We start from the raw sequence: 23,639 nt of genomic DNA, 5'->3' as shown, positions 1-23,639 counted from the left end.
TCACCTCTTATGCACGATCAGAGATTAATTTCCCAACCAACTGTGCCGTGTAATCCACAATCGGCACGATCCGACCGTAATTGATGCGCGTTGGCCCAATCACGCCCACAGCGCCGATAATTTTCCGTTCCGAGTTCATATAGGGAGAGACAACCAAAGAGGAACCCGTAAGTGAGAATAACTTGTTCTCAGACCCAATAAAAATGCGCACACCATCGCCGCGATCGGTCAAATCAAGAAATTCCGCGATGTCGCGCTTGCGTTCGAGATCATCAAACAAGGATTTGATCCGTTCGAGATCTGCAATTTCTGGCGCATTGTCCAACAGATTCGCCCGCCCGCGAACAATAAGGCGCTCGCCCCGATGACCAGAATTTTCCCAAATCGCCAAACCCTGTTCAATTAGGGATTTTGCAATTTCATCAATCTCGCGGCGGCGTGTTTTAACCTCTTGCTCCATCACCGCACGCAAATCTGTGACGGTGCGCCCTTCTGCCCATGCGTTCACAAAATTCGCAGCCTCGCGCATCGCACTTGGCGTCAATCCAGGCGGTGGGGTGAATAGCCGATTTTCAACATGGCCATCGGCGAACACCAAAACAACAAGGGCTTTTTCGGTTGAGAGGGATACAAACTCAACATGTTTGATCGGCGCCTCGTGTTTCGGGGCAAGCACCAAACTGGCGCCATGGGTGATGCCCGACAATGCCTTTCCAATTCGATCCAAGGCCGTTGAAACCGTGTTGGAATTGCTTTGAACGGTCGCATCAAGGTGGGTTTTGTCGTCTTCGCCGAGTTCGGTAACCTCAAGCAGCCCATCCACGAACATGCGCAGTCCCAAATGGGTCGGAACTCGCCCCGCCGAAATATGGGGGCTGTCGAGCAGGCCGAGATATTCCAAGTCCTGCATCACATTGCGAATAGTGGCGGCTGAAATCTGTTCGGTCATATTGCGGGTCAGGCTGCGTGATCCAACGGGCTCACCGGTGGAAAGATAGCCCTCAACCACGCGGCGAAAAACTTCGCGCGATCTCTCGTTCAACTCAGCGAGAATTTGTGATGTTTCACTCATTCTTCAGCCCCAAATCATCACCTAATTTCGCCGCATGGGCCGCAGATGGTCAATCCTGCTTGCAACTGCCCCTTTACTGCGACTATCCCACAGAGGTGGATCACAAGGAGATATTTATGCGTCCTTCAGGCAGAAACCTAGATGAAATGCGGAAAATTTCTATTGAAACTGCCGTGATGCGCCATGCGGAAGGGTCGTGTTTGATCAAATGCGGCGATACCCATGTTCTGTGTTCCGCCACAATCGAAGAGCGCGTGCCGCCATTTTTGAAAAATTCTGGTTTGGGATGGGTCACCGCAGAATATGGGATGCTGCCACGCGCCACGCATACGCGGGGGCGGCGTGAAGCTGCGGTTGGCAAACAATCGGGCCGCACACAGGAAATTCAGCGTCTCATTGGTCGCGCGTTAAGGGCAGGCGTGGATCGCTCCGCCTTGGGTGAACGTCAAATTACCATCGACTGCGATGTTATGCAGGCGGATGGTGGAACGCGCTGCGCCTCTATCACAGGGGGCTGGGTCGCATTGCGGCTTGCTGTGAACAAGCTGCTTGCCTCTGGCGCCATTAAATCTGACCCGATTTTGGATAATGTCGCCGCCGTCTCTTGCGGCATTTACGCGGGCCAACCTGTTCTAGATCTCGATTATCCCGAAGATTCAGAGGCTGGAACCGATAGTAACTTTGTTATGACTGGCGCAGGCAAGCTGATCGAGATTCAAGCCAGCGCAGAGTCAGCGACTTTTTCCTTGGACGAGTTCGCAGAATTGCAAAAACTTGCTCAAAAAGGCGTTACAGAGCTTGTTTTGGCGCAAAACGCGGCGGTTGCGTGATGCGGAAATTCACCTCAAACACTTTGCTTGTGGCGACCCATAATCAAGGCAAACTTGAAGAAATATCTGCGCTTTTGACCCCATTTGGCATCAAGACCGTGTCCGCCAATGATCACGATCTGCCCGAACCCGAAGAAACAGGCACAACTTTTGTCGAGAATGCGCGGATCAAGGCCCATGCTGCCGCCAAGGCAACAGGCCTACCCGCTTTGGCCGATGACAGCGGTATTGAAATTGACGCGCTTGGCAATGCACCTGGGGTTTATACGGCTGATTGGGCCGAAACCCCGAACGGGCGCGATTTTGTAATGGCCATGCAGCGCGCCCATGATGAGCTAGAGGCTGCAGATGCCCCACATCCACGCCTTGCGCGGTTTTGTTGCACACTTGTGCTTGCATGGCCCGATGGCCATGACGAGATATTCGAAGGCGTGATGGCGGGCCAGGTGGTTTGGCCAATGCGCGGTGACCAAGGTCACGGCTACGACCCGATTTTCCAACCCGAGGGCTATGACATCACTTTTGGCGAGATGGATCGTTGGGAAAAAAATAAGATCAGTCACCGCGCTGATGCATTTGCGAAATTGGTGAGCCTGTTTGAACAAGCGTGAAGATTGGGAAAATGGCGGCTTTGGGATTTATATCCACTGGCCCTTCTGTCAGGCTAAATGCCCCTATTGCGATTTTAACTCGCATGTATCGCAGTCCATTGATCAATCACGCTGGAAACATGCCTATCTGATTGAAATTGATCGATTGGCGGCTGAGTGCGGCGGGCGCGTTCTAAAGTCGGTGTTTTTTGGCGGCGGGACGCCATCTTTGATGGATGGGGATCTGGTCAACGCCATTATCGTGCGAATTTTACAACACTGGCCCGCGGCAAATAATCTGGAGATTACCCTAGAGGCCAATCCGACCTCTGCGGAGGCAAGTCGATTTAAACAGTATCACGAAGCGGGCGTTTCGAGACTATCTATGGGCATCCAAGCCCTAAATGACCCCGATCTCAAAGCGCTGGGTCGCCTGCATAGCGCCGAGGAAGCCTTGCGCGCCTTTGACATCGCGCGCGGCATCTTTCCCCGTGTCAGTTTTGATTTAATCTATGCGCGGCAGCATCAAAGCCTAGATGATTGGCGCGCAGAGTTACACCGCGCCCTCTCTTTAGGGTTAGATCACTTATCCGCCTATCAGCTCACAATCGAAGAAGGCACCGCCTTCGGCGCTCGTGCCAAGATCGGCAAGCTCGATGGCCTACCCACTGAAGACTTGGCCGTTGATATGTATGATGTGACGCAAGAACTCTGCGATAGTGCGGGATTGCCGGCATATGAGGTGTCCAACCATGCGAGCGATTTGGCGCAGTCTCGGCATAACTTGGTTTATTGGCGCTACGGCGATTATCTCGGCATAGGGCCTGGGGCCCATGGGCGTTTAACGCTCGGTGGTGTGAAATACGCGACAGCGACACAGCTTTCGCCAAATCTGTGGCTGGATCAAGTGAACCAAACGGGTTCAGGTGAAACCGCACGGGAAGAAATTTCCTCGTATGATCAAGCCGTTGAGGCGCTAATGATGGGGTTACGCCTCAGCGAAGGCGTATCTCTTGCACGGATCAGAAACCTATCAAATACTGCGGTTAATATAGAAAAGTTAAATGAATTCAAAGATTTAGGATTAATCGACCTAAATGGAGACAGGCTGAGTTGCACTGCGTCTGGACGGCCCGTGCTGAATGGGGTGTTGCGCGGCTTATTGGCCTAGGCCCCGCCACCCAAAAGGCGCATCAGCTCGTCCAACGCTTCGAGATCTTTATAGCTGATTGAGATCTTACCAGCCCCAGACCCTGAATCATGACTGATATCCACCTTCATGCCCAAAGCGGCTGACAAATCCGCCTCAATCGCGCGGGTATCAGCGTCTTTGGTTGGTGCTGTTGGGCGCGGAGATTTAGGTTTATCGCCTGCCGCGCTTGCCAGTTTCTCTGCCTCACGCACCGATAACCCTTTGGCAATGATCTCGCGTGCCAGTTCCGAAGCATTGGGTGTTGTGATCAGGGCGCGCGCGTGACCCGCTGACAGGCGGCCTTGGCGCAGCATGGCCTGCACATCATCAGGCAACTGCAAAAGACGCATTAAGTTTGCGATGTGACTGCGGCTTTTCCCCATCGCCTCAGCCAGTTTTTCTTGGGTATGGCCAAAACGATCAATCAGCTGCCGATACCCCATCGCCTCTTCGATTGGATTGAGATCAGCGCGCTGAATATTCTCGATAATCGCAATCTCGAGAACCTCAACATCTGTGAAATCCCGAATAATGACGGGCAATTCATGCAATTGCGCCATTTGCGAGGCGCGCCAGCGGCGTTCGCCAGCAACAATCTGATAATCACCATCGTGGTTTGGATCGGCGCGGACGATAAGGGGCTGAATAATGCCCTTTTCCTTAATCGATGCGGCCAGCTCCTCTAGCGCTTCTGGGGTGAAATTACGGCGCGGCTGTTCGGGATTGGGGCGAATACGCTCAATCGGCAGTTTGGTATCTGCACGGCGCACTGGGGCGGGCTGCGATCCCTCGATATCTTGCGCTGGCGCGGCATTTACAGCTGGGCTCGTCCCCACATCAATGTCTTGCATCAACGCAGACAGACCACGCCCCAAACCGCGTTTATCCCGTTTACTCATTATCTTCTCCTAGCGCGACTTTACCACATCGTGGCGCGCCACGATTTCTTCTGCAAGCGCCTTATAGGCCAGAGCGCCCGTTGAGGCTGCATCATAATCCAAAACAGTTTGCGCAAAGGATGGCGCTTCGGACAGGCGAACATTGCGCGGGATTTTGGTTTCATAAACCAATTCCCCTAAGGTTTGCCGTGCATCATCTTCAACCAATTTTGAAAGGTTATTGCGCAAATCATACATCGTCAAAACCACACCTTCGATGCGCAATTCCAAATTTGCACCTTCACGCACTTGGCGCACGGTCAACATGAGCTGTGACAAACCTTCCAATGCGAAAAATTCAGCCTGGAGCGGCACCAACACAGAATCCGCAGCGACCAAAGCGTTCACTGTCAGAAGACTTAAGGATGGCGGGCAATCCATAAAAACATAATCATAGGCACGCAAATCCGCCGCGCTAAACGCATTGCGCAATAGGACAATACGTTTTTCATTATCGCTGAGTTCAACATCCGCGGAGCTGAGATCGGTTGTTGCGGGGACAACATCAATGCCATCAACCTTGGTTTTCTGGGTCACATCCGCAAGTTTCGCGCCCTCAATCAGCAAATCATAGCTTGAGAGATCACGATCTTCGACACCCAAGCCAGTCGAAGCGTTGCCCTGTGGGTCAAGGTCAATGAGCAAAACGCGTTTGCCCATTGCGGCCAATGCGGCGCCAAGATTGATTGTTGTGGTTGTTTTTCCAACCCCGCCCTTTTGGTTGGCAATCGCGATAATTCGTGGTGAGGCGCGTTCAGACACGGCGTAATTCCTTTATTTCTATGATTTGACCGTCGTCACTGGTTACGCTCGGATGAGTCTTGATCGACGTCTGCCACGATTCCTTTGCGGTGTCGATTTCTTGCGCGGCAGATTGGCCCTTTAAAAACAAACATTGGCCATCTGTTGCTAAATGGCGATAGGACAGCGTGCAAAGCTTGGACAAATCGCTAAGCGCACGGGCTGAAATGATGTCGGCATTTTGGGGCGGCGCGTCTTCGATCCTGCGGGACATCACATTTATTGATATCCCGGCCTGCCGGGCGACATCCCGCAAGAACGCGCATTTGCGCAAATCGGATTCAATGAAATGAAAGCTGATATCTGGGGATTTTTCTGCTGCAATAATTGCACAAACCAACCCAGGAAAACCGCCGCCACTACCCATATCTAGCCATTTTCCACTGGTTTTTGCCGCCAATGGAAAGATTTGTGCAGAATCTACAATATGGCGCGACCACGCATCAGGTAATGTTGCAGGGGCAACCAAATTGATCGCCTTTTGCCATTTCACCAACATATCAACGTAAATCTGCAATCGATCCAATGTTTCACGTGAAACAAAGGTGCTAAGATATGCCTGCGCTTCGCCTTCGGTCATGCGGATTTCCGTTGAATTTGGCGCAGTTTTGTCAGGATCAATGTCAAGGCGGCTGGGGTCATACCATCAATTCGGCCCGCTTGCCCTAAATCGCGAGGCTGCACTTTGGTCAATTTCTGCCGCAATTCTGTTGATAGCCCCTCGATCTCCATAAAATTAAGGGTTTCGGGGATTAATTGCGCCTCGTCCCGCTTGAGCGCCTGAACATCGCGTTCTTGGCGCTCAATATAGGCGGCATATTGCGCCTCTCGGTTAATCTGCGCCTTTGTCGCCGCGCTGTAGTCGATTAATTCGGGCCAAATGGCCTCAAGATCGGAGAATTCTATGTCCGGGAAGGCCAAAAGCTCGACCCCGTTGCGGCGCTGACCATCCTGGTTCATATTTAGCCCGTACTTCTTTCCCTCAGATGGCGTCAGATTATGGTTCCGCAGGACGGTGTAGCAGGCGTCAATCTGGGCCATCTTATCTTCGAATAAACGCTTGCGCGTCTCGTCCACTGTGCCGAGATCAATACCAAGCGGTGTAAGACGCTGATCCGCATTGTCCGCGCGTAAAGAAAGACGAAATTCGGCGCGAGAGGTGAACATGCGATAGGGTTCGCTGACACCGCGGGTCACCAAGTCATCAATCATCACGCCGATATAGCTTTCACGGCGCGAGAGTATCACGGCATCCCGCCCCTGCGCGGAACGCGCTGCATTAACACCCGCAACAAACCCCTGTGCGGCCGCCTCTTCATATCCCGTTGTGCCGTTGATTTGACCTGCGAAATAAAGGTTTTTTACAGTCTTAACCTGCAAATCGGCCCCAAGCGCGCGGGGGTCTACAAAGTCATATTCAATCGCATATCCTGGTTGAAGGATCTTAACCGCCTCTAACCCAACCATCGAGCGGACATAATCCACCTGAACGTCGGCGGGAAGCGAGGTTGAAATCCCGTTTGGATAAATAGTGTGATCCTCTAGACCTTCAGGCTCAAGGAACACTTGATGCGAGGTTTTATCGGCAAAGCGCACAATCTTATCTTCAATAGAAGGGCAATACCGTGGCCCGATCCCCTCAATATGCCCGCCATACATCGCCGAGCGCCCAAGATTGTTGCGGATAATCTCATGCGTTTTTTCATTGGTATGCGTAATACCGCAGGCAATTTGGCGCACATGTGGCTTATCCGATAGGAAAGAGAATAGAACAGGATCATCATCCGCGGGTTGGGTTTCCAAAATATCCCAATTAATCGTGCGCCCATCCAAACGTGGCGGCGTTCCTGTCTTCAAGCGGCCAAGTGGCAGGGCAAAACTGTCGATCCTCTCCGCCAATTTAACCGAAGGCTTGTCACCCATTCGGCCGCCAGGCATGCTTTTGTCGCCAATATGGATAACCCCACGCAGGAATGTGCCTGTTGTCAAAACCACTGATTTCGCTGAAATCTCGGCACCATCCACCAAAACAACGCCTGACACGGCCTCGTCAGTGCCAAGAAAATCGGCTACCTCGCCTGCAATAATTGACAAATTCTCGGTTTGGGCGAGCAGATCTTGCATCGCAGCACGGTATAGTTTGCGGTCAGATTGCGTGCGCGGGCCCTGAACCGCGGGGCCTTTACGGCGATTCAGCAAGCGAAACTGAATACCTGATCGATCCGCAGCCAAACCCATAACACCTCCTAGGGCATCAATCTCACGCACCAGATGGCCTTTACCCAAGCCGCCAATGGCTGGATTACAGGACATAACGCCAATATTATCGAAGGATAATGTGACAAGCGCGGTTTTTGCGCCCGCCCGCGCGGCTGTATGAGCGGCCTCTGCACCTGCATGGCCGCCCCCAATCACAACAACATCGAAATCATGATGTTTCACGTGAAACACTCCGCTTTTCTCATTTACCGAGGCAAAACTGCGAAAAGATTTCGCCCAAGACCATTTCAACATCGACACGGCCAATCAGCGAATCCAGCTTTCTTATAGCATATCGCACATATTCCGCAGCAATGTCTGTGTGACTGTCGCCTTTTCCGAGGGCAATCAACGCATCAGCCAGACCTTGCCGCGCATCAAGCATCGCTTGGCGATGGCGCATATGCGTTGCTGTGGCAACATTCGCGGCGCGATCCGATAAGCGCGCTGAAACTAGCGCGATCAACTCATCCACGCCCTGACCCGTCTGTCCTGACACAGAAATCCCGCCGCCGCTCTGCATGTCGGCCTTACCCAATATGGATATATCATCAGCACCCAAATCAAAGGGCGGCTGTTCGTCTGGGTTAGATTTCAGAAAAACCCGCAAATCTGCGGATTTTGCGCGATTTATTGCTCGCTCAACACCGATGGATTCAATCGTATCCGTGCTATCACGAATCCCCGCGGTATCGAGTAACGTCACAGGCAGGCCACCAAGATCAAGGCGCACCTCTATCACATCGCGGGTTGTTCCCGCGATTTCTGAGGTAATGGCGATGTCCCGCCCAGAAATAGCGTTCAACAGCGTGGATTTCCCTGCGTTTGGCGCACCGATTATAGCAACCTCAAACCCATCACGGATACGTTCAGCCACCAAACTGCCCGCAATTTCGACATCCAAACTCTGCACCACCTGCGTGATAAGGCCCTGCACCTCAGGGGTCACATCAGTGGGCACATCCTCATCCGCGAAATCAATCGTGACTTCAATAAGTGCTGTCGCGCGCAACAAATGCTGCCGCCACGCTTCAACCAGCTTTCCCAAATGTCCCGAAAAAACACGGCTAGCTTGGCGTCTTTGCGCCTCTGTTTCTGCATTAATCAGATCGCCCAGACCTTCAACCTGAGCGAGATCAAGCTTGTTATTTTCAAGGGCGCGGCGGGTAAACTCGCCAGGTTCGGCCATACGGGCGCGGCCAGTTTCTGACAAAGCCGCAAGAACGGCTTTCACAACTGCGGGGCTGCCATGGCAATGCAGCTCAATCACATCCTCGCCTGTAAAACTATGCGGCGCCTGAAATCGCAACGCCAAAACATGGTCAATAATTTGGCCTTTGTCCTTGAAGGGTCGAAGCCGAAATTGACTAACATCTGGAAGGCCGCCGAGAAATTTTGCGCATAAATCGACAGCCTCCGCACCCGATACCCGAATAACGGAAACGCCCGCCCGACCATTGGCCGAGGCGAGCGCGAAGATGGTATCCGCAATGAAGCCTGACATCTTAGGTGTTCATGGAGTCGAAGAATTCCGAGTTCGTTTTGGTCTGTTTCAATTTAGAAATCAGGAATTCAATCGCGTCTGTAGTGCCCATTGGGTTCAAGATGCGGCGCAAGACATAGGTCTTTTGCAAATCGCCCTTATCGACCAAAAGGTCTTCCTTACGGGTGCCAGATTTCAAGATATCCATAGCTGGGAAGACCCGCTTATCCGCCACTTTACGATCCAGAACGATTTCCGAGTTACCCGTGCCCTTAAATTCTTCAAAGATCACTTCATCCATACGGCTGCCCGTATCGATCAAGGCGGTTGCGATAATTGTCAGCGATCCACCTTCTTCGATGTTACGCGCCGCACCAAAGAAACGCTTAGGGCGTTGCAGAGCGTTCGCGTCAACGCCGCCTGTCAAAACCTTGCCCGACGATGGGACAACAGTGTTATACGCGCGCCCCAAACGGGTAATAGAATCGAGCAAAATAACAACATCGCGTTTATGCTCGACAAGCCGCTTTGCTTTTTCGATGACCATTTCCGCCACCGCAACGTGACGCGTTGCAGGTTCGTCAAAGGTTGACGATACAACCTCACCCTTAACCGACCGCTGCATATCCGTCACTTCCTCGGGGCGTTCATCAATCAGCAAAACAATCAAATAGCACTCTGGATGGTTCGTTTCGATAGAATGTGCAATGTTCTGCAAAAGCACGGTTTTACCCGTGCGTGGGGGGGCAACAATCAGGGCACGCTGGCCTTTACCAATGGGCGATACCAAATCAATGATGCGTGCAGAACGATCTTTGATTGTTGGATCTTCGATCTCCATCTTCAACCGCTCATCAGGATAAAGCGGCGTCAAGTTATCAAAGGCAACCTTATGGCGCGCCTTTTCTGGCACCTCAAAATTGATCTTGGAAACTTTGGTGAGGCCAAAGTAATTCTCTGTCTCGCGTGGTGCAGCAATCACACCCTCGACTGTGTCACCCGTGCGCAAGCTGTGCTGACGGATCATGTCAGGCGATACGTAAATATCGTCCGGGCCTGGGAGATAATTGGCCTCGGGTGAGCGTAAGAACCCGAACCCGTCTTGTAAAACTTCCAGAACACCATCGCCGTAAACATCCCACCCTTCTTCAGCGCGCTCTTTGAGAATGGCGAACATCATGTCGCCTTTGCGCATGGTCGAGGCGTTCTCGATCTCCAGCTCTTCTGCCATAGACAGAAGATCTTTAGGTGATTTTGCCTTTAGATCAGCAAGGTTGAGAGAGTTAACTGTCATGAGAGTTCCATATGCCTCTTGAGACGCATCGCGTTTAAGGGCTCTTGCACAATTGGGAAGGATAGAGATCGGACGACCGCTTAGCCTGTCTTCTACGCACAGATGGAACTCAAGTCAATCTGCAGCTGAGCGTGTAGAATTTTGCCAATGTAAAAAAGAAAATAATAATTTTAAGAAAAGGGTGATGATTTAGTTGTGCGGTGCAAAACCTTGGAAACTTAGTTATCATTATCTTATCAACAAGCTCTCCATTGGGGATGATATTTACCCCCACAAATCTAAATTCTATAAAAATAAATAATATCAGTTAGTAAGCGAAAAAATGCGAATGAAAAGCTGTGGAAAAAATTGGGATATGTCCGTGTCTGTCGCATTTTCTCCGATCCACTAGGATAGAAATTACACCCGTGGATAACCGAAAGATAATTTTTCGCCTCGCAGCAATGACCTGTGGTTGAAGCGGCGCATGCGACTATGTCATCACTTGATCCAAAGGGTTATCCCCAAGACTTCCCACGGAATTATCCAATGCAAAAAATCATCTTGGCGTCCCAATCGGCAATCCGACAGCAGCTTTTGCAGAACGCTGGGGTGTCATTTATCGCAGAAAATGCGCGAATCGATGAATCGTTATTAAAGACATCATTGTTGGCCGAAGGTGCCCCGCCACGCGATTTGGTAGATCAATTGGCCGAGGCGAAAGCCGCCAAACTTGCGCGAAAAAATTCTGACGCTGTTGTTATTGGCTGCGATCAGGTTTTGGAATTTGAGGGTAATGTTCTATCAAAACCAGACAGTCTGGAGGACGCGCGCGCGCAATTGACGATGCTCCGTGGAAAATCGCACAAACTTATGTCCGCCGCGGTGATCTATCACGAGGCTCATCCAATTTGGCGCCATATTGGTGTCGTGCGTCTCTTTATGGCAGAATTTAGTGACAGCTATCTTGACGCCTACCTTTCCCGCAATTGGCCCGATATCGCACAGGCAGTTGGCGCTTATATGCTTGAATCAGAGGGCATTCGCCTGTTTTCTCGGATCGAGGGCAGCTATTTTGACGTTCTGGGCCTGCCACTCACCGAGGTTTTGAACTTCTTGGCACTGCGAGGTTTTATAGAAAGATGACAGCATCGGTGCCACTTGCGGCCGTTATTGGTGACCCAATTGGTCATAGCAAATCCCCCGTGTTGCATGGGTTTTGGCTGCGGGCCTATCAGATTTCGGGCCATTATGTGCCGCTGCATGTAACATCTGCCGACTTAGAACAGGTTCTGGCTGCGATGCCGCGGATGGGGTTTGTTGGCGCAAATGTGACGATTCCCCATAAAGAAACCGTTTTGGATTTGGCCGATATTGTCACTGATCGCGCGCGTGCGATTGGCGCCGCCAATACCCTAACCTTTCACAAAGATGGCAAAATCGAGGCTGATAACACCGATGGCTACGGATTTCTTGCCAATATTCAACAAAACGCGCCCGCATTCGATGCAAAGGATGGCCCTGCTGTTATTCTTGGCGCGGGCGGGGCGGCAAAAGCGGTCATCTATGCTTTGCTAGAGGCAGGCGCACCGCAGGTGCGGGTGCTGAACCGTAATCTTGATCGTGCGAAAAACCTATCTGCCCGATTTGGGGATCGTGTTTCTCTGCATGAGGTGTCAGATCTTCCAAACCTTCTTGGGGATTGTAACCTTCTGGTGAACTGCACATCCCTGGGCATGATAGGCCAGCCACCCCTTGCGGCGGATTTGAGTAATTTGCTAAAAACCGCCGTTGTGAACGATATCGTTTATGCCCCTCTTGAAACGGATCTCTTAAAACAAGCGCGCGCCATGGGCGCAGTCGCAGTTGATGGTTTGGGGATGCTGTTGCACCAAGCCGCGCCTGGTTTTGCGAAATGGTTCGGAAAAGAGCCCGCTGTGACCGATGATCTGCGCCGCGCGGTTTTGGCGAAATGAGTTTTCTTCTTGGTCTTACGGGCTCAATCGGGATGGGCAAAAGCACCACCGCAGATATGTTTCGTGAGGCGGGTGTTCCTGTGTGGGATGCCGATGCGACAGTAGCCAAACTATATGCCAAAGGTGGCGCTGCGGTGGCACCGCTTTCAGCGTTGAATATGGGGTTGATTCAAAATGACGCGGTGGATCGTGTAGCATTGAAAAATTGGGTCAAAATAGACCCGAACGCGCTCAATCGGCTAGAATCTCTTATTCACCCCCTCGTCGCCGCAGATCGGGCTAAATTCATTGACGACCATGCAGAGCAGTCCCTGATCGTTTGTGACATTCCGCTTCTTTATGAAACAGGTGCGGATCAATGGCTGGATGCCGTTTTGGTTGTGACCACTGATGCCCAAACGCAGAAAGCCCGCGTCATGGCACGGGCGGGAATGGATCCTGAGCTATTTGATCAAATTCTTGTGCGCCAGATGCCAAGTTCTGAAAAAACTGCCCGCGCGGATTATGTGATAGAAACAAATAGCTTTGAGGGCGCGCGCAAAGCCGTGCATGATTTGATCAACGATTTAACGGCAAGGGCAACGTGATGCGCGAGATTGTTCTAGACACCGAAACCACAGGGTTTGAGCCGTCTGAAGGCCACCGCATTGTCGAAATTGGCGCGGTTGAATTGTGGAACCACCTGCCAACAGGCAAGACATACCACCAATACATCAACCCCGAACGCGCGATGCCGCAAGAGGCGTTTAACGTGCATGGATTGGGCGATGAGTTTTTAGCCGATAAACCAGTTTTTGCCGCCATTGCGCAAGATTTTCTGGATTTTGTCGGTGATGCAAAGCTGGTCATTCACAATGCAAGCTTCGATATGAAGTTTTTGAATGCAGAACTTGGATGGGTGAACAAACCGCTTTTGCCAAATGATCAGGCGATCGACACTTTGGCTATAGCGCGGCGCAAATTCCCTGGATCACCCGCAAGTCTTGATTCCCTATGTCGCCGTTTTGGTATCGATAATTCTATGCGCGAAAAACACGGCGCGCTTTTGGATTCGGAAATCTTGGCCGAGGTCTATCTCGAGTTGATCGGGGGCAAGCAGCCTGACTTTGCCCTCTCGCCAGATGATCAAGACAAAGATCGTGATGTTGTGCGGCCAATGCGGCGCGCCTCTGCGCGGCCAGAACCCCTTAAGCCGCGTTTAACAGATGAGGAAACCGCCGCCCATCAAGACTTTATCTCCGAGATGGGCGACAAGGCTGTTTGGATGCGTTAACGCTTAGGCATCTGCCTTTTGTTCGGTCATTTTGCGCGCCAATTCATTGCGATAAAGCGCAACAAAATCAATTGTGTCGAGGTTCAGCGGCAAATACCCACCGTCTCGCGTGACGTCTGAAACGATGCGGCGGATGAACGGGAAAAGCATCCGAGGGCATTCGATCATCAGATACGGGTGGAGCTGTTCTTCGGGCACGTTGTCGATGTGGAAAATGCCAGCATAATCAAGGTCTACGCGAAAGATTGGTTCAGGGGCGTCCCCTTTGGTTTTCGCTTCAATCGTCACTTTTACGATGACGTCATACTGCTTTTCCGTGGGCCGCTTTCCGCCATCGAGCGCGACACGCAATTGAATGTCGGGCTGACCCGCGCCTTGAACCGATTTTTGCGCTGCGATGTTCTCAAACGACAAATCTCGCACGAATTGCCCCAAGATTTTCATTTGCGGCATTACGGGTTGTTGTTGTGCTGCGCTGTCCTGCGCTGCATCCGCATCTTTTTTCGCCATCTTTCATCTCCCAAAGGCAAATTTTAAGGCGTCTTAACAGCCCGATCCAAAAGCCTCAATGCCGTGTCCACCCCGATGGGTCATGCGGGTCTGTATCTAAGATCTCGCCATCTTCATCTATGATTGTGCCAGATTGGCTGCGAAAATTGGCTTGGCTTTGAAAACTGGTGGTTTTTATGCGTGATTTGACCTGAAGGATCAAAAATTGTCGAACGGGCGGCACCAACAAGGAAAATCCAATCGCATCGGTGAAAAATCCAGGTGTTAGCAACAGGGCGCCCGCAATTAGGATCATCGCCCCATGGGCCAGCGGTTCGGTTGGGTCATTTAATTCGTTAAAGCTGGTGCGGATTTGCGACAGCGCCAGTGATCCTTGTGATCTGACCAACCATGTCCCCAAAATTGCCGTTAAAACGACCACAGCCAAGGTTGGCCATAACCCAATAAATCCGCCAATTTGTATGAACAAGCCAATCTCAATCAGCGGAATCGCTAGAAAAAGAACAAATAACCACATTTTTTCAGCCTTTCCCGCAGATAGTCGGTAAAACCGCGCCCAGCTTCATGGACTTGGCCCCCTTCCCTCCCTACATATGAACCTCAAGCGCAGTCTAAAACCCCTGCGGCAACATTAGCCTGTATCAAAATTGGATTGAGACCCACATGAACTCATCATTTCTTTCCCTTTTGGTTCTCGCGGCAATCGCGATCTTTTTGATCCTGCGGTTGCGCGCCGTTCTTGGCACGCGTGAGGGGTTTGAGAAATCGCCCGGAGTCGTAAAAACCTCAAAATCTGCACAATCCCGTAATTTTGAGGTGATCGAGGGCGGCCCTGATCGGGATATCACCGATCATGTTCCCGAAGGATCAGAAAGCGCCCGTGCCTTGGCCGCGATGAAATCCGCAGAGCCCAGTTTCGCGGTGGGAGAATTTTTGACTGGTGCGCGCGGCGCCTATGAAATGATTCTCATGGCGTTTGAACGTGGCGATATTTCCGAAGTGCGCGATTTCCTATCCCCCGAGGTTGCCGAGAGCTTTGACGAGGTTATTGAAGCGCGCCGTGCGCAAGGCCTTGAGATTGAAGCAAACTTTGTGGGCCTCAATGATATCGCTGTTCAAGAAGCCCAGTTTGACGTCACCTCGCGCGAGGGTGAGGTCACGGTTCGCTTCGCTGCAGAACTGACCTCTGTGGTGCGCAACTCCGATGGTGAAATTGTCGAAGGCAGCGCAACCGAAATCAAACGCCAGCGGGACGTTTGGACCTTCGCCCGCGAAATGGGCAGCCGCAATCCAAATTGGGTTTTGGTTGCCACAGGCGGCTGATCCTAGCGTAAGGACTGCGTGGTGACTTATCCCCAACCCATAGGATTTTCCGATCTTTTGGGTTGGGATGACGAGGATTACGCCGAAATCCTTTCAATTTTCCAATCTCAAACGGATTTGGCGATAGCTGATCTTGTGACAGCCGCCCGCAGTGTTCGCCCCTCACACGCCCGCGCGTTTTTTCAATCAAATTTTCAGCCTCTCAGACTTGGCCCCGCCTTTGCAGGACATATCACGGGATATTACGAACCCGTTTTGCCCGCCCGCGCCGCGCCAGATGCTGAATACAGGTTCCCGCTCTACGCCGCCCCAAAAGATATGCCGGAGATTTGGGCGACACGCGCCGAAATCGAAGCGGGCAATTTGCTTTCGGGGCAAGGATTGGAACTGGTCTATCTCAACTCGCGCATAGACCAGTTTTTTTGCCATATCCAAGGATCTGTTGCCGTGACCTACCCAGATGGTGAGACGCGCCGCTTTGGGTTTTCGGCAAAAAACGGACATCCCTATCGTTCCATTGGGGCTGAATTGGTCGCGATGGGCGAAATCAGTGCGAAACAGATCACCGCAGATTGGGTCAAAGATTGGCTGAGGCACCATCCCGACCAAATGGACGCGCTTTTACAGAAAAACCCCTCCTATATCTTCTTTGAACCGCGTCACAAAAATGGCGCGGTCGGTGCCACAGGGCAGGTTTTGACCGCGAACCGCTCGCTTGCGATTGATCCCGCATATATCCCTTATGGTCTGCCCGTCATGGTTGTGGGCGAGACGTGTGCGGCGCGGATTTATTTTGCCCAAGATTGTGGTTCTGCCATTAAAGGCGCGCAGCGGGCCGATATTTTCTGTGGATCAGGTGATGCTGCGGGCAGGAGTGCGGGCGAAATAAATGAACCCGCCAGCTTGACCGTGCTTTGGCCCAAGGGTCATGATTTGCCCAATGGATGGGCAGGATAAGCCATGGCAAAAAAACCAAAAAACCTAAGCAGCGAAGACCGCGTTTTATGGGATCGCGTTGCACGCAGTGCTAAGCCATTGAAACGTGCCGCCGCCAATTTCTATCTTGCAAAACCTGACACGGCGGCCATTCCCCCGCGTGAGATTGTCGATTTTACGCCAAAGTTGGATCTCAGTGACTTTGACATTGGGCTGACAGCCCCATCTGAGAAACCGCAAAACCCGCCTGAAAAGCGCCCCGTTCGTATGGATAAAAAATTGCATGGCCGCATGGTGCGGGGAAAGTTGCAGCCAGAGGCGAAAATTGACCTTCACGGCATGACACAGGCCCAAGCCCATCCTGCGTTGCAGCGATTTATCCTTGATTGCCATGCGCATGGATATCGTTTGGCCCTTGTGATTACGGGTAAGGGCAATCTGTCTAGCGGCCCCCATTATGACCCGATTGTGCCCGCCCGTGGGGTATTGCGGCAAAACGTGCCACGGTGGCTGCGCCACCCATCAATCGCGGGCTATATCCTTGATATTCGTGAGGCGCATATTCGCCATGGCGGGGCGGGTGCGCTCTATGTCTATCTCAGGAAATAGAGACTATAGCACATAGCGGCTAAGATCGGCCTTACCTGCCAAGTCGGCGAGATAGGTTTGCACATATTTTTCATCAACGACCACGCTTTCGCCGCTTCTGTCAGGCGCGGTAAAGCTCAGCTCCTCGAAAACACGCTCCAGCACGGTATAAAGGCGCCGCGCACCGATATTCTCGACCGATTTATTCACATCTGCCGCGATTTTGGCCAAGGCTTTGATCCCATCTTCGGTGAACTCAACAGTCACGTTTTCGGTCGCCATCAAAGCGGAATATTGGCGGGTCAGGGCATTATCGGTTTCTGTCAAAATGCGGGTGAAATCATCCTCAGTCAGTGCCTGCAATTCCACCCGTATGGGCAAACGCCCCTGAAGTTCTGGCAACAGGTCAGAGGGTTTTGCGATGTGAAATGCGCCAGAGGCAATGAACAGGATATGGTCTGTTTTCACTGGCCCATGTTTTGTCGAGACTGTTGTCCCTTCAATCAGAGGCAATAGATCACGCTGCACCCCTTCGCGGCTGACATCCGCCCCGCGGGTTTCCGCGCGCGCGGCGACTTTGTCAATTTCGTCAATAAAGACGATGCCATTTTCTTCAACGGCCCGAATGGCCTCTTTCGTGACTGTTTCTTGATCCAAAAGCTTATCAGCTTCTTCACCGATAAGGATTTCATAGCTCGCCGCCACAGTCATCTTCTTGCGGATTTTCCGCCCGCCAAAGGCCTTGCCGAATATATCGCCAAGGTTCATGCCGCCGCCCATTGGCCCCATTTGCGGCTGGCCTGGAACTTCAAACACGGCCATTGGGTTAGATTGATCCGCAACTTCCAATTCAATGACAGTGTCGTCCAATTCCCCTGAGCGAAGTTTTTTGCGGAACATCTCGCGGGTTTGGTCGCGCGCATCGGTGCCTGCAAGCGCCTCGATCACACGATCTTCGGCGGCTTTGTGCGCTTTGGCGGTAACTTCTTCGCGCATATGGTCGCGCACCATAATTTGCGCGGCATCGACCAGATCACGGATGATCTGCTCGACATCACGACCGACATAGCCCACCTCTGTAAATTTTGTCGCCTCAACTTTGAGAAACGGGGCGCGGGCCAGTTTCGCCAAACGGCGGCTGATTTCTGTTTTACCCACCCCAGTCGGCCCGATCATTAGAATATTTTTTGGGTAAACTTCATCACGCAAATCATCCCCGAGTTGCTTGCGCCGCCACCGATTGCGCAGGGCAACCGCCACCGCGCGCTTTGCATCGGCTTGCCCAATGATGAAACGATCCAATTCCGATACGATTTCGCGGGGGGTCAGGTCGGTCATTTTGTGATCCGCTCTACTGTGAGGTTGCCATTGGTATAGACGCAAATATCAGCCGCAATTTCCATTGCGCGGCGGGCCACATCTTCGGCGGACTTATCGCTATCCATCATCGCGCGGGCCGCGGCCAATGCGTAATTTCCGCCCGACCCAATCGCGGCAATCCCGTGTTCTGGTTCTAAAACATCGCCCGCGCCCGTGATGACATAGAGCTCGGATCCATCTGTGACGATCAACATCGCCTCGAGCTTTTGTAAATACTTATCCGTGCGCCAATCTTTCGCCAATTCAACACTGGCGCGCTGTAATTGGCCTGGTGTTGCCTCAAGCTTTGTTTCGAGACGCTCAAGCAGGGTAAACGCATCTGCTGTCGACCCTGCAAATCCTGCGACCACCTCATACCCGCCCGGGGAAAGGCGGCGGACTTTGCGTGCTGTGCCTTTGATCACGGTTTGGCCAAGACTGACTTGACCATCACCTGCAACCACAACCTCGTTACCCTTGCGCACACCGATAATGGTTGTGCCATGCCAATCTGGAAAACTATTCGACATGTTTGCCCTTTCATGTTCCGCCCAATATGGAAGCGGCACGATCAGATCACAACCACCGCTTCGGCCAATTTTTGCGGCGGGGCACACGAAAGGCCAGCATCGGCATCATCCATGCTTTGCGAAATCTATTAAGATCAAGCGATTCATGAACCCCTGTCACGGTCTCAGCATTGATTTTGGTTCGCACCATAGCACGGTTGTAAAATGGGGCGTCCAACATGGGCCGAACCTCATGTGGGGCAAAATCTGGATCCGCGCGGGTTTCACGGCGCACCCCCCAAAATGCGGATTTAAACCTTGCAGTGCGCGGCGCATCAACGGGTGATGCCTTGCCCGTTTCATCAAAGGCAATGGCGGCCGCAAGATTGCTGCCATCGCAGCGCGTTGCATCATAGAAGCAACAAGCGCCCTCTCGCGTTGGAAAGCGGCCCCATGTCCAGTAATCAAAATCTTCCTCTAAGGCGCGAGTGCCAAAATTGGCATCAAAATATCCATGCCCAGACCATGACCAACCTGCATTTTCGAGACGAACCTGGATATCGGCAACGGGTGCGAAAGGGCGCCAAATATGCGCACCATCATCGCAGAGCGGCAATTCCACATTCGTCACTGCGCGTGGGGTTAGTGTCACTTTGCCGCGCAACCGCCCGCCATGTGGTGTTGTGCGTTCATCAATATGAATGGTGAGGGCTGAACCGTCCCAAGACAGGTGACTAGGGCCTATTTTCATTTCTGTTTCCGAAAGCTCTAGCGCATCTCGGCCCCGATCTGTCATCGTCCAACGGCCGCCTTTGCCATAGGTGACAACATTCAAGCAGCAATGATCTTCGGGGTCTTTGCGCCCCGACCAACGATACCACGGCGAGAAAACTGAACCGATGAAGGCGATGATCGAAATAGCCTTGGTTCCGTCATCGCTTATGCCGTCGATATACCACCACGCATAGCCGTTGGGCGGGACGGCAAGGTTAAAGCATGGTCCGTCAAGATCGCCTCGGCCGCGTGCCGTCCTGAGAGGCAGGCCATCGGAATTCCCGCCCCCGGATGGGTGCCGCCCCCCGCCAAGTATAGACCCTTGAGAGAGGTCCGCGCCCGTGGCCGTTTCAATGCTGCCGTCATTCCATGTGGGCTCAGCCCGTAAAGGGATCCGCGCGAGGCGGGAAACATCGTTGCGAAATCCTGTGGTGTCATCAATGCGCTGTCGGGGATCGGGTCGGGAAAGATCAACCCGCGATCCGCTAATGTTTGGAATGTCAGATGACGACATGCGGCCACCTCCCTTTCTGTTGGGGCCTCGGTCGGCGCGCCGTTCATGATAATTTCAAATCTTTGCAGCGCCGTATCTGTGTTAGAGTTGAGCCCAGAATCCTGAGCGCAGATATAAAGCGTTGGATCACGCGGCAGCGCACCATTTTCGATAGGGTCAAATTCGCTGCGTTGGTCATCACCAAAAAATACGTTGTGATGGGCCAGGGTCTTGCCCCAAGCGCGGGAGGCGAAACTCCAAACATAGGCAGATAGGCTGCGCGGTTCGACCTGTGCGCGGGTGACACGCGGCGCGTGGTCTTGGCCCAAAAGCCCAATATGAATCGCGCGCGGGTCACCATTAAACACCACAATATCTGCCGCAACATGCCGACCATCTGAAAGGGTGACGCCAGTGACATGATCCGCATCTTTTGTAACGGCCTCGATGGATTGCCCAAGCTGAAACTCGATACCCATGGATTGCCCGATATTTTGCATCGCGCGGGCCAGTTGATGCACGCCGCCTTTGACCCGCCACACACCCGCCGCCTCGGATTGCCAAATCAGCGAAAGCAGCGCGGGGCTAAGATAAGGGTTGCCGCCGACATAAGTGGAATAGCGCGCAAAAACTTGTGCCAAACGGGGATCGCTGAACCGCTTAAAAACCGCTTGCGCCAAAGTTTGGTGCGGGGCCATTGCGCGCATCAGATGGGGTGATTTCAAGACCGTGAGCGTCAAATCCGTTTGTCGCGGATGAGCGCGCAGCATCATTGGCCCCTCGAATGCCGAAAAAAGCGCGGCCGTATCTTGGTGGAATTTGAGAAACTCGCCGCGTGCCTTGGAACCTGAAAAGTGATCAATAGCTGTAAGCGTTTCTTCGAGATTAGCATGAAAATCTAACTCGCTGCCATCTGGCCAGAAATGGCGGGCAAGGATGTCATCCTGTGTTAGGGTCACATGATCCTCAAGCCTCAAGCCTAATGTTTGAAACAGCTCGTCAAACACATGGCGCATCGTCACCACTGTTGGCCCCGCATCAATCGGCCCCGCAGCAGATGGCACTTGCCGCATTTTGCCGCCGACATGGGGCATCGCATCAAAGACTGCGACCTGACATCCCGCATGCGCGAGGCGCAGCGCGGTTGAAAGACCGCCCATACCTGCACCGATCACCACGGCGCGGGGCCTGACAGGTGCAATAGGGCGGGTCACAGTGTTGCGTCTTTCATTAGGGCCACTCTCGAGATTATGTCAGATATTGTTGACATATTCCCGTAAACTGTCCAGTCTAATTTACATATGCGTGGGATCCTCCGCGCAAACCTCGATTAAGGCTGAGTGACCATGTCCCTGTCCGCCCGCATAGAATCAGCGATCTCTTCTGCCCTCTCTTTAGCCATGAAAGAGCCTGCACCGCGCAAATTGGCGCAAGCCTTGGATCATGCCGTCAATCCGGGCGGTGCGCGGATCAGGCCGACAATCTCCCTTTCTGTGGCGAAGGCCTGTGGGGATGATAAGCCGAATCTTTCCAATGCGGCATGCGCGGCGATTGAGCTTATCCACTGCGCGAGCCTCGTTCATGATGACCTGCCCTGTTTTGACAATGCGGATTTGCGGCGCGGAAAGCCCACGGTGCATATCGCTTATTCGCAACCCATTGCGGTTCTCGCAGGTGATGCGCTGATTGTTTTGGCCTTTGAGGTCTTGGCTCGTGCCGCGGTGGATGATCCATTGCGGGCAGTTGAGATGATCAAAATCCTAAGCCAAGCCACAGGCATGCCCAATGGAATTTGCGCAGGCCAAGGCTGGGAAAGCGAAGATAATATAGACCTGTCCGCCTATCATCGGTCGAAAACAGGCGCGCTGTTTGTTGCCGCCACCAAAATGGGTGCCGCTGCTGCGGGGGAAGATCCCGAACCTTGGACAGAACTGGGCGCTCGGATTGGCGAAGCATTCCAAGTTGCCGATGATCTGCGTGATGCGCTTTACGATGAAAAAACCTTGGGTAAGCCTGTGGGTCAGGATGATCTCAACGGGCGACCCAATGCTGTTTCACAACTGGGCGTGCGCGGCGCTGTTTCGCGGTTGGAGGATATTTTATCTGGCGCGATTGCCTCGATCCCGTCTTGTGCGGGTGAAGCGGCGCTGTGTGATATGGTGCGCGTATATGCAGAGCGGCTTACGCCTGTTTTGCCCGCACATCACGCGGCCGAATGAGATATGGCCGCTATTTCCCCAAGTGACGAACCGCCCCCAAAATTTTGGGATAAATGGCGCGCGCGCTATCTGGATTTGGTGGGTACGGCTGCATTTCAATCATGGGCCGCGCGTTCCCTCTTTACGCGTGGGACTGCAAAACGGGATGGCGAGCGGCTCTTTGATTTGGTGGCAGGCTTTACTTATAGCCAGATTTTGCAGGCTTTTGTTGCGCTTGATCTGCAACGCCATTTGCGCGCCCGCCCTGCCTATCCTTCTGAATTGGCCGCAAAGATTGATGCGCCCGAAAGACGGATTTCTGTTTTATGTCAGGCCGCTGCCAGTCTTGGGCTTTTGACCCGTTTGCGGGATGGGCGCTATGCCTTGGCGCGGTTAGGCGCAGCGATCAATGGCGTGGGTGGCCTGCGCGACATGATCTTGCACCACGATATTCTATATCGCGATTTGGGCCCTGCCGAAGGGTTTTTTCGGGGGGAAACAGACCCAGACCTTGCACGGTTTTGGCCTTATGTTTTTGGGGCCGCCGCCGCGGAAGATCCTGCTACGGCAGAGCGCTATTCGCATTTGATGTCAGAGACGCAAAATCTTGTAAGTGACGAAATCCTCTCAAGCCTGTCCTTTGGGAAGGCGCAGCATGTCATGGATATCGGGGGTGGCACGGGTGTGTTCTTGGCGGCCTGTGCCAAGGCGCATCCAGATGTTCAGGTGACCCTTTTTGATTTGCCGCAGGTGGCGGCACTGGCCCAAGATCGGTTTGAGCGCGCAGGCATTGCCGCGCGGGCCACGATTGTCTCGGGCAGTTTCCGCGATGATCCTTTGCCACTTGGGCCAGATCTTATTACCCTCATCCGCGTTCTTTACGATCACGAAGATGAAACCGTCCTTCGATTGCTGAAATCGGTTCACGCCGCTTTGCCTGAAGGCGGTAAGATCGTCATCGCCGAGCCGATGTCGGGCGGGGAAGCGCCAGATCGCAGCGCGGATGCGTATTTCGCGCTCTATTGTATGGCGATGGGCACAGGCACAGTCCGCAGTGCCGCCCAAATTGGCGAATTATTGTCGAAAGCAGGGTTTGCGCGGGTTTCGCCCGTCAAAACGGGGCGTCCATTTGTGACGCGGATCGTTACAGCTGAAAAGACTGTCAACAAAAGCTGACAATCTTTTTGTATAAACTGTCCATTTTAATTGACATACAGTGCTGTAATATTAAACTGACACATGACTCACAGTGGAATCTCATT

The 23,639-nt window shown here is 52.8% G+C and carries 25 protein-coding genes; 12 read left to right on the top strand and 13 right to left on the bottom strand.

Annotated elements, in window-relative coordinates; genetic code table 11:
* Positions 1–7: 7 nt before the first annotated feature.
* Positions 8–1,072: a heat-inducible transcriptional repressor HrcA gene (hrcA, locus tag AAC636_RS01175; protein ID WP_340300088.1), complete on the bottom strand. Its 1,065-nt coding sequence runs from the start codon at positions 1,070–1,072 to the stop codon at positions 8–10.
* 116 nt (positions 1,073–1,188) lie between these two features.
* Between hrcA and rph the strand changes: the two genes are divergently transcribed.
* The 3 genes from rph to hemW are packed head-to-tail and all read left to right on the top strand — an operon-like array spanning position 1,189 to position 3,663.
* Complete coding sequence (rph, locus tag AAC636_RS01170; RefSeq protein WP_340300087.1) at positions 1,189–1,902, top strand: ribonuclease PH; 714 nt, start codon at positions 1,189–1,191, stop codon at positions 1,900–1,902.
* Positions 1,902–2,513 (top strand): RdgB/HAM1 family non-canonical purine NTP pyrophosphatase, encoded by a 612-nt coding sequence (gene rdgB, locus AAC636_RS01165; RefSeq protein ID WP_340300086.1) that lies wholly within the window; start codon positions 1,902–1,904, stop codon positions 2,511–2,513. The genes rph and rdgB overlap by 1 nt, the downstream gene beginning before the upstream one ends.
* Complete coding sequence (gene hemW / locus AAC636_RS01160; RefSeq protein WP_340300085.1) at positions 2,500–3,663, top strand: radical SAM family heme chaperone HemW; 1,164 nt, start codon at positions 2,500–2,502, stop codon at positions 3,661–3,663. Before rdgB ends, hemW begins: the two co-directional genes overlap by 14 nt.
* Here hemW and AAC636_RS01155 read toward each other — a convergent pair.
* Genes AAC636_RS01155 through rho form a run of 6 tightly spaced genes read right to left on the bottom strand, consistent with a single transcriptional unit; the run spans position 3,660 to position 10,459 of the window.
* Positions 3,660–4,583 (bottom strand): ParB/RepB/Spo0J family partition protein, encoded by a 924-nt coding sequence (locus tag AAC636_RS01155; protein ID WP_340300084.1) that lies wholly within the window; start codon positions 4,581–4,583, stop codon positions 3,660–3,662. The genes hemW and AAC636_RS01155 overlap by 4 nt on opposite strands.
* A 9-nt stretch (positions 4,584–4,592) precedes the next feature.
* Positions 4,593–5,384 (bottom strand): ParA family protein, encoded by a 792-nt coding sequence (locus AAC636_RS01150; RefSeq protein WP_340300083.1) that lies wholly within the window; start codon positions 5,382–5,384, stop codon positions 4,593–4,595.
* Positions 5,377–6,003 carry a 16S rRNA (guanine(527)-N(7))-methyltransferase RsmG gene (rsmG, locus tag AAC636_RS01145; protein ID WP_340300082.1) on the bottom strand — a complete coding sequence of 209 codons (627 nt, stop codon included), beginning with the start codon at positions 6,001–6,003 and terminating at the stop codon, positions 5,377–5,379. Before rsmG ends, AAC636_RS01150 begins: the two co-directional genes overlap by 8 nt.
* Positions 6,000–7,874, bottom strand: a complete 1,875-nt coding sequence (mnmG, locus tag AAC636_RS01140) for a tRNA uridine-5-carboxymethylaminomethyl(34) synthesis enzyme MnmG (RefSeq protein WP_445322528.1) — start codon at positions 7,872–7,874, stop codon at positions 6,000–6,002. The genes rsmG and mnmG overlap by 4 nt, the downstream gene beginning before the upstream one ends.
* 10 nt (positions 7,875–7,884) lie before the next feature.
* Positions 7,885–9,186, bottom strand: a complete 1,302-nt coding sequence (mnmE, locus tag AAC636_RS01135) for a tRNA uridine-5-carboxymethylaminomethyl(34) synthesis GTPase MnmE (protein ID WP_340300080.1) — start codon at positions 9,184–9,186, stop codon at positions 7,885–7,887.
* A 1-nt stretch (position 9,187) separates the two neighbouring features.
* Positions 9,188–10,459 (bottom strand): transcription termination factor Rho, encoded by a 1,272-nt coding sequence (gene rho / locus AAC636_RS01130; RefSeq protein ID WP_317657073.1) that lies wholly within the window; start codon positions 10,457–10,459, stop codon positions 9,188–9,190.
* A gap of 528 nt (positions 10,460–10,987) precedes the next feature.
* On the opposite strand from rho, the gene AAC636_RS01125 reads away from it, so the two are divergent.
* The 4 genes from AAC636_RS01125 to dnaQ are packed head-to-tail and all read left to right on the top strand — an operon-like array spanning position 10,988 to position 13,687.
* Entirely contained in the window at positions 10,988–11,584 is a 597-nt protein-coding gene (locus AAC636_RS01125; RefSeq protein WP_340300079.1) for a Maf family protein, read from the top strand.
* Positions 11,581–12,414 (top strand): shikimate dehydrogenase, encoded by an 834-nt coding sequence (locus AAC636_RS01120; RefSeq protein WP_340300078.1) that lies wholly within the window; start codon positions 11,581–11,583, stop codon positions 12,412–12,414. Before AAC636_RS01125 ends, AAC636_RS01120 begins: the two co-directional genes overlap by 4 nt.
* Positions 12,411–13,001, top strand: a complete 591-nt coding sequence (coaE, locus tag AAC636_RS01115; protein ID WP_340300077.1) for a dephospho-CoA kinase — start codon at positions 12,411–12,413, stop codon at positions 12,999–13,001. The genes AAC636_RS01120 and coaE overlap by 4 nt, the downstream gene beginning before the upstream one ends.
* Complete coding sequence (gene dnaQ / locus AAC636_RS01110) at positions 13,001–13,687, top strand: DNA polymerase III subunit epsilon (RefSeq protein ID WP_340300076.1); 687 nt, start codon at positions 13,001–13,003, stop codon at positions 13,685–13,687. The genes coaE and dnaQ overlap by 1 nt, the downstream gene beginning before the upstream one ends.
* Positions 13,688–13,690: 3 nt before the next feature.
* Here the strand turns inward: dnaQ and secB are convergent, their stop codons facing one another.
* Positions 13,691–14,197 carry a protein-export chaperone SecB gene (secB, locus tag AAC636_RS01105; RefSeq protein WP_340262623.1) on the bottom strand — a complete coding sequence of 169 codons (507 nt, stop codon included), beginning with the start codon at positions 14,195–14,197 and terminating at the stop codon, positions 13,691–13,693.
* A gap of 55 nt (positions 14,198–14,252) precedes the next feature.
* Positions 14,253–14,714, bottom strand: coding sequence for an FxsA family protein (locus tag AAC636_RS01100; protein WP_340300075.1), 462 nt, complete (start codon positions 14,712–14,714; stop codon positions 14,253–14,255).
* 146 nt (positions 14,715–14,860) lie between these two features.
* Here AAC636_RS01100 and AAC636_RS01095 point away from each other — a divergent pair, with 146 nt between their 5' ends.
* Genes AAC636_RS01095 through AAC636_RS01085 form a run of 3 tightly spaced genes read left to right on the top strand, consistent with a single transcriptional unit; the run spans position 14,861 to position 17,065 of the window.
* Positions 14,861–15,520 (top strand): Tim44/TimA family putative adaptor protein, encoded by a 660-nt coding sequence (locus tag AAC636_RS01095; protein ID WP_340300074.1) that lies wholly within the window; start codon positions 14,861–14,863, stop codon positions 15,518–15,520.
* 21 nt (positions 15,521–15,541) lie between these two features.
* Entirely contained in the window at positions 15,542–16,477 is a 936-nt protein-coding gene (gene mltA, locus AAC636_RS01090) for a murein transglycosylase A (protein WP_340300073.1), read from the top strand.
* Between the two features lie 3 nt (positions 16,478–16,480).
* Positions 16,481–17,065, top strand: coding sequence for a Smr/MutS family protein (locus AAC636_RS01085; protein ID WP_340300072.1), 585 nt, complete (start codon positions 16,481–16,483; stop codon positions 17,063–17,065).
* 3 nt (positions 17,066–17,068) lie between these two features.
* Here AAC636_RS01085 and hslU read toward each other — a convergent pair whose 3' ends face one another.
* From hslU to crtD, 4 genes are read right to left on the bottom strand one after another with little or no spacing between them, the layout of a single operon-like run.
* Positions 17,069–18,382, bottom strand: a complete 1,314-nt coding sequence (gene hslU, locus AAC636_RS01080; protein ID WP_340300071.1) for an ATP-dependent protease ATPase subunit HslU — start codon at positions 18,380–18,382, stop codon at positions 17,069–17,071.
* A complete protein-coding gene (gene hslV, locus AAC636_RS01075; RefSeq protein ID WP_340262636.1) occupies positions 18,379–18,933 on the bottom strand; it encodes an ATP-dependent protease subunit HslV in 555 nt (184 codons plus the stop codon). Before hslV ends, hslU begins: the two co-directional genes overlap by 4 nt.
* A 46-nt stretch (positions 18,934–18,979) precedes the next feature.
* Positions 18,980–19,855 (bottom strand): carotenoid 1,2-hydratase, encoded by an 876-nt coding sequence (crtC, locus tag AAC636_RS01070; RefSeq protein WP_340301063.1) that lies wholly within the window; start codon positions 19,853–19,855, stop codon positions 18,980–18,982.
* Complete coding sequence (gene crtD / locus AAC636_RS01065; protein WP_340300070.1) at positions 19,852–21,393, bottom strand: 1-hydroxycarotenoid 3,4-desaturase CrtD; 1,542 nt, start codon at positions 21,391–21,393, stop codon at positions 19,852–19,854. The genes crtC and crtD overlap by 4 nt, the downstream gene beginning before the upstream one ends.
* 132 nt (positions 21,394–21,525) lie before the next feature.
* On the opposite strand from crtD, the gene AAC636_RS01060 reads away from it, so the two are divergent.
* Both AAC636_RS01060 and AAC636_RS01055 read left to right on the top strand, forming a co-directional pair.
* On the top strand, positions 21,526–22,398 hold the full coding sequence (locus tag AAC636_RS01060) for a polyprenyl synthetase family protein (protein ID WP_340300069.1): 873 nt from the start codon (positions 21,526–21,528) through the stop codon (positions 22,396–22,398).
* Between the two features lie 3 nt (positions 22,399–22,401).
* Positions 22,402–23,553 (top strand): methyltransferase, encoded by a 1,152-nt coding sequence (locus AAC636_RS01055; RefSeq protein WP_340300068.1) that lies wholly within the window; start codon positions 22,402–22,404, stop codon positions 23,551–23,553.
* Positions 23,554–23,639 lie beyond the last annotated feature (86 nt).

The sequence above is a fragment of the Roseobacter sp. HKCCD5988 genome (assembly GCF_037830355.1).
In the GTDB taxonomy this organism is placed as follows: Bacteria; Pseudomonadota; Alphaproteobacteria; order Rhodobacterales; family Rhodobacteraceae; genus M30B80.
This window is presented reverse-complemented; position numbering and strand designations above follow the sequence as displayed.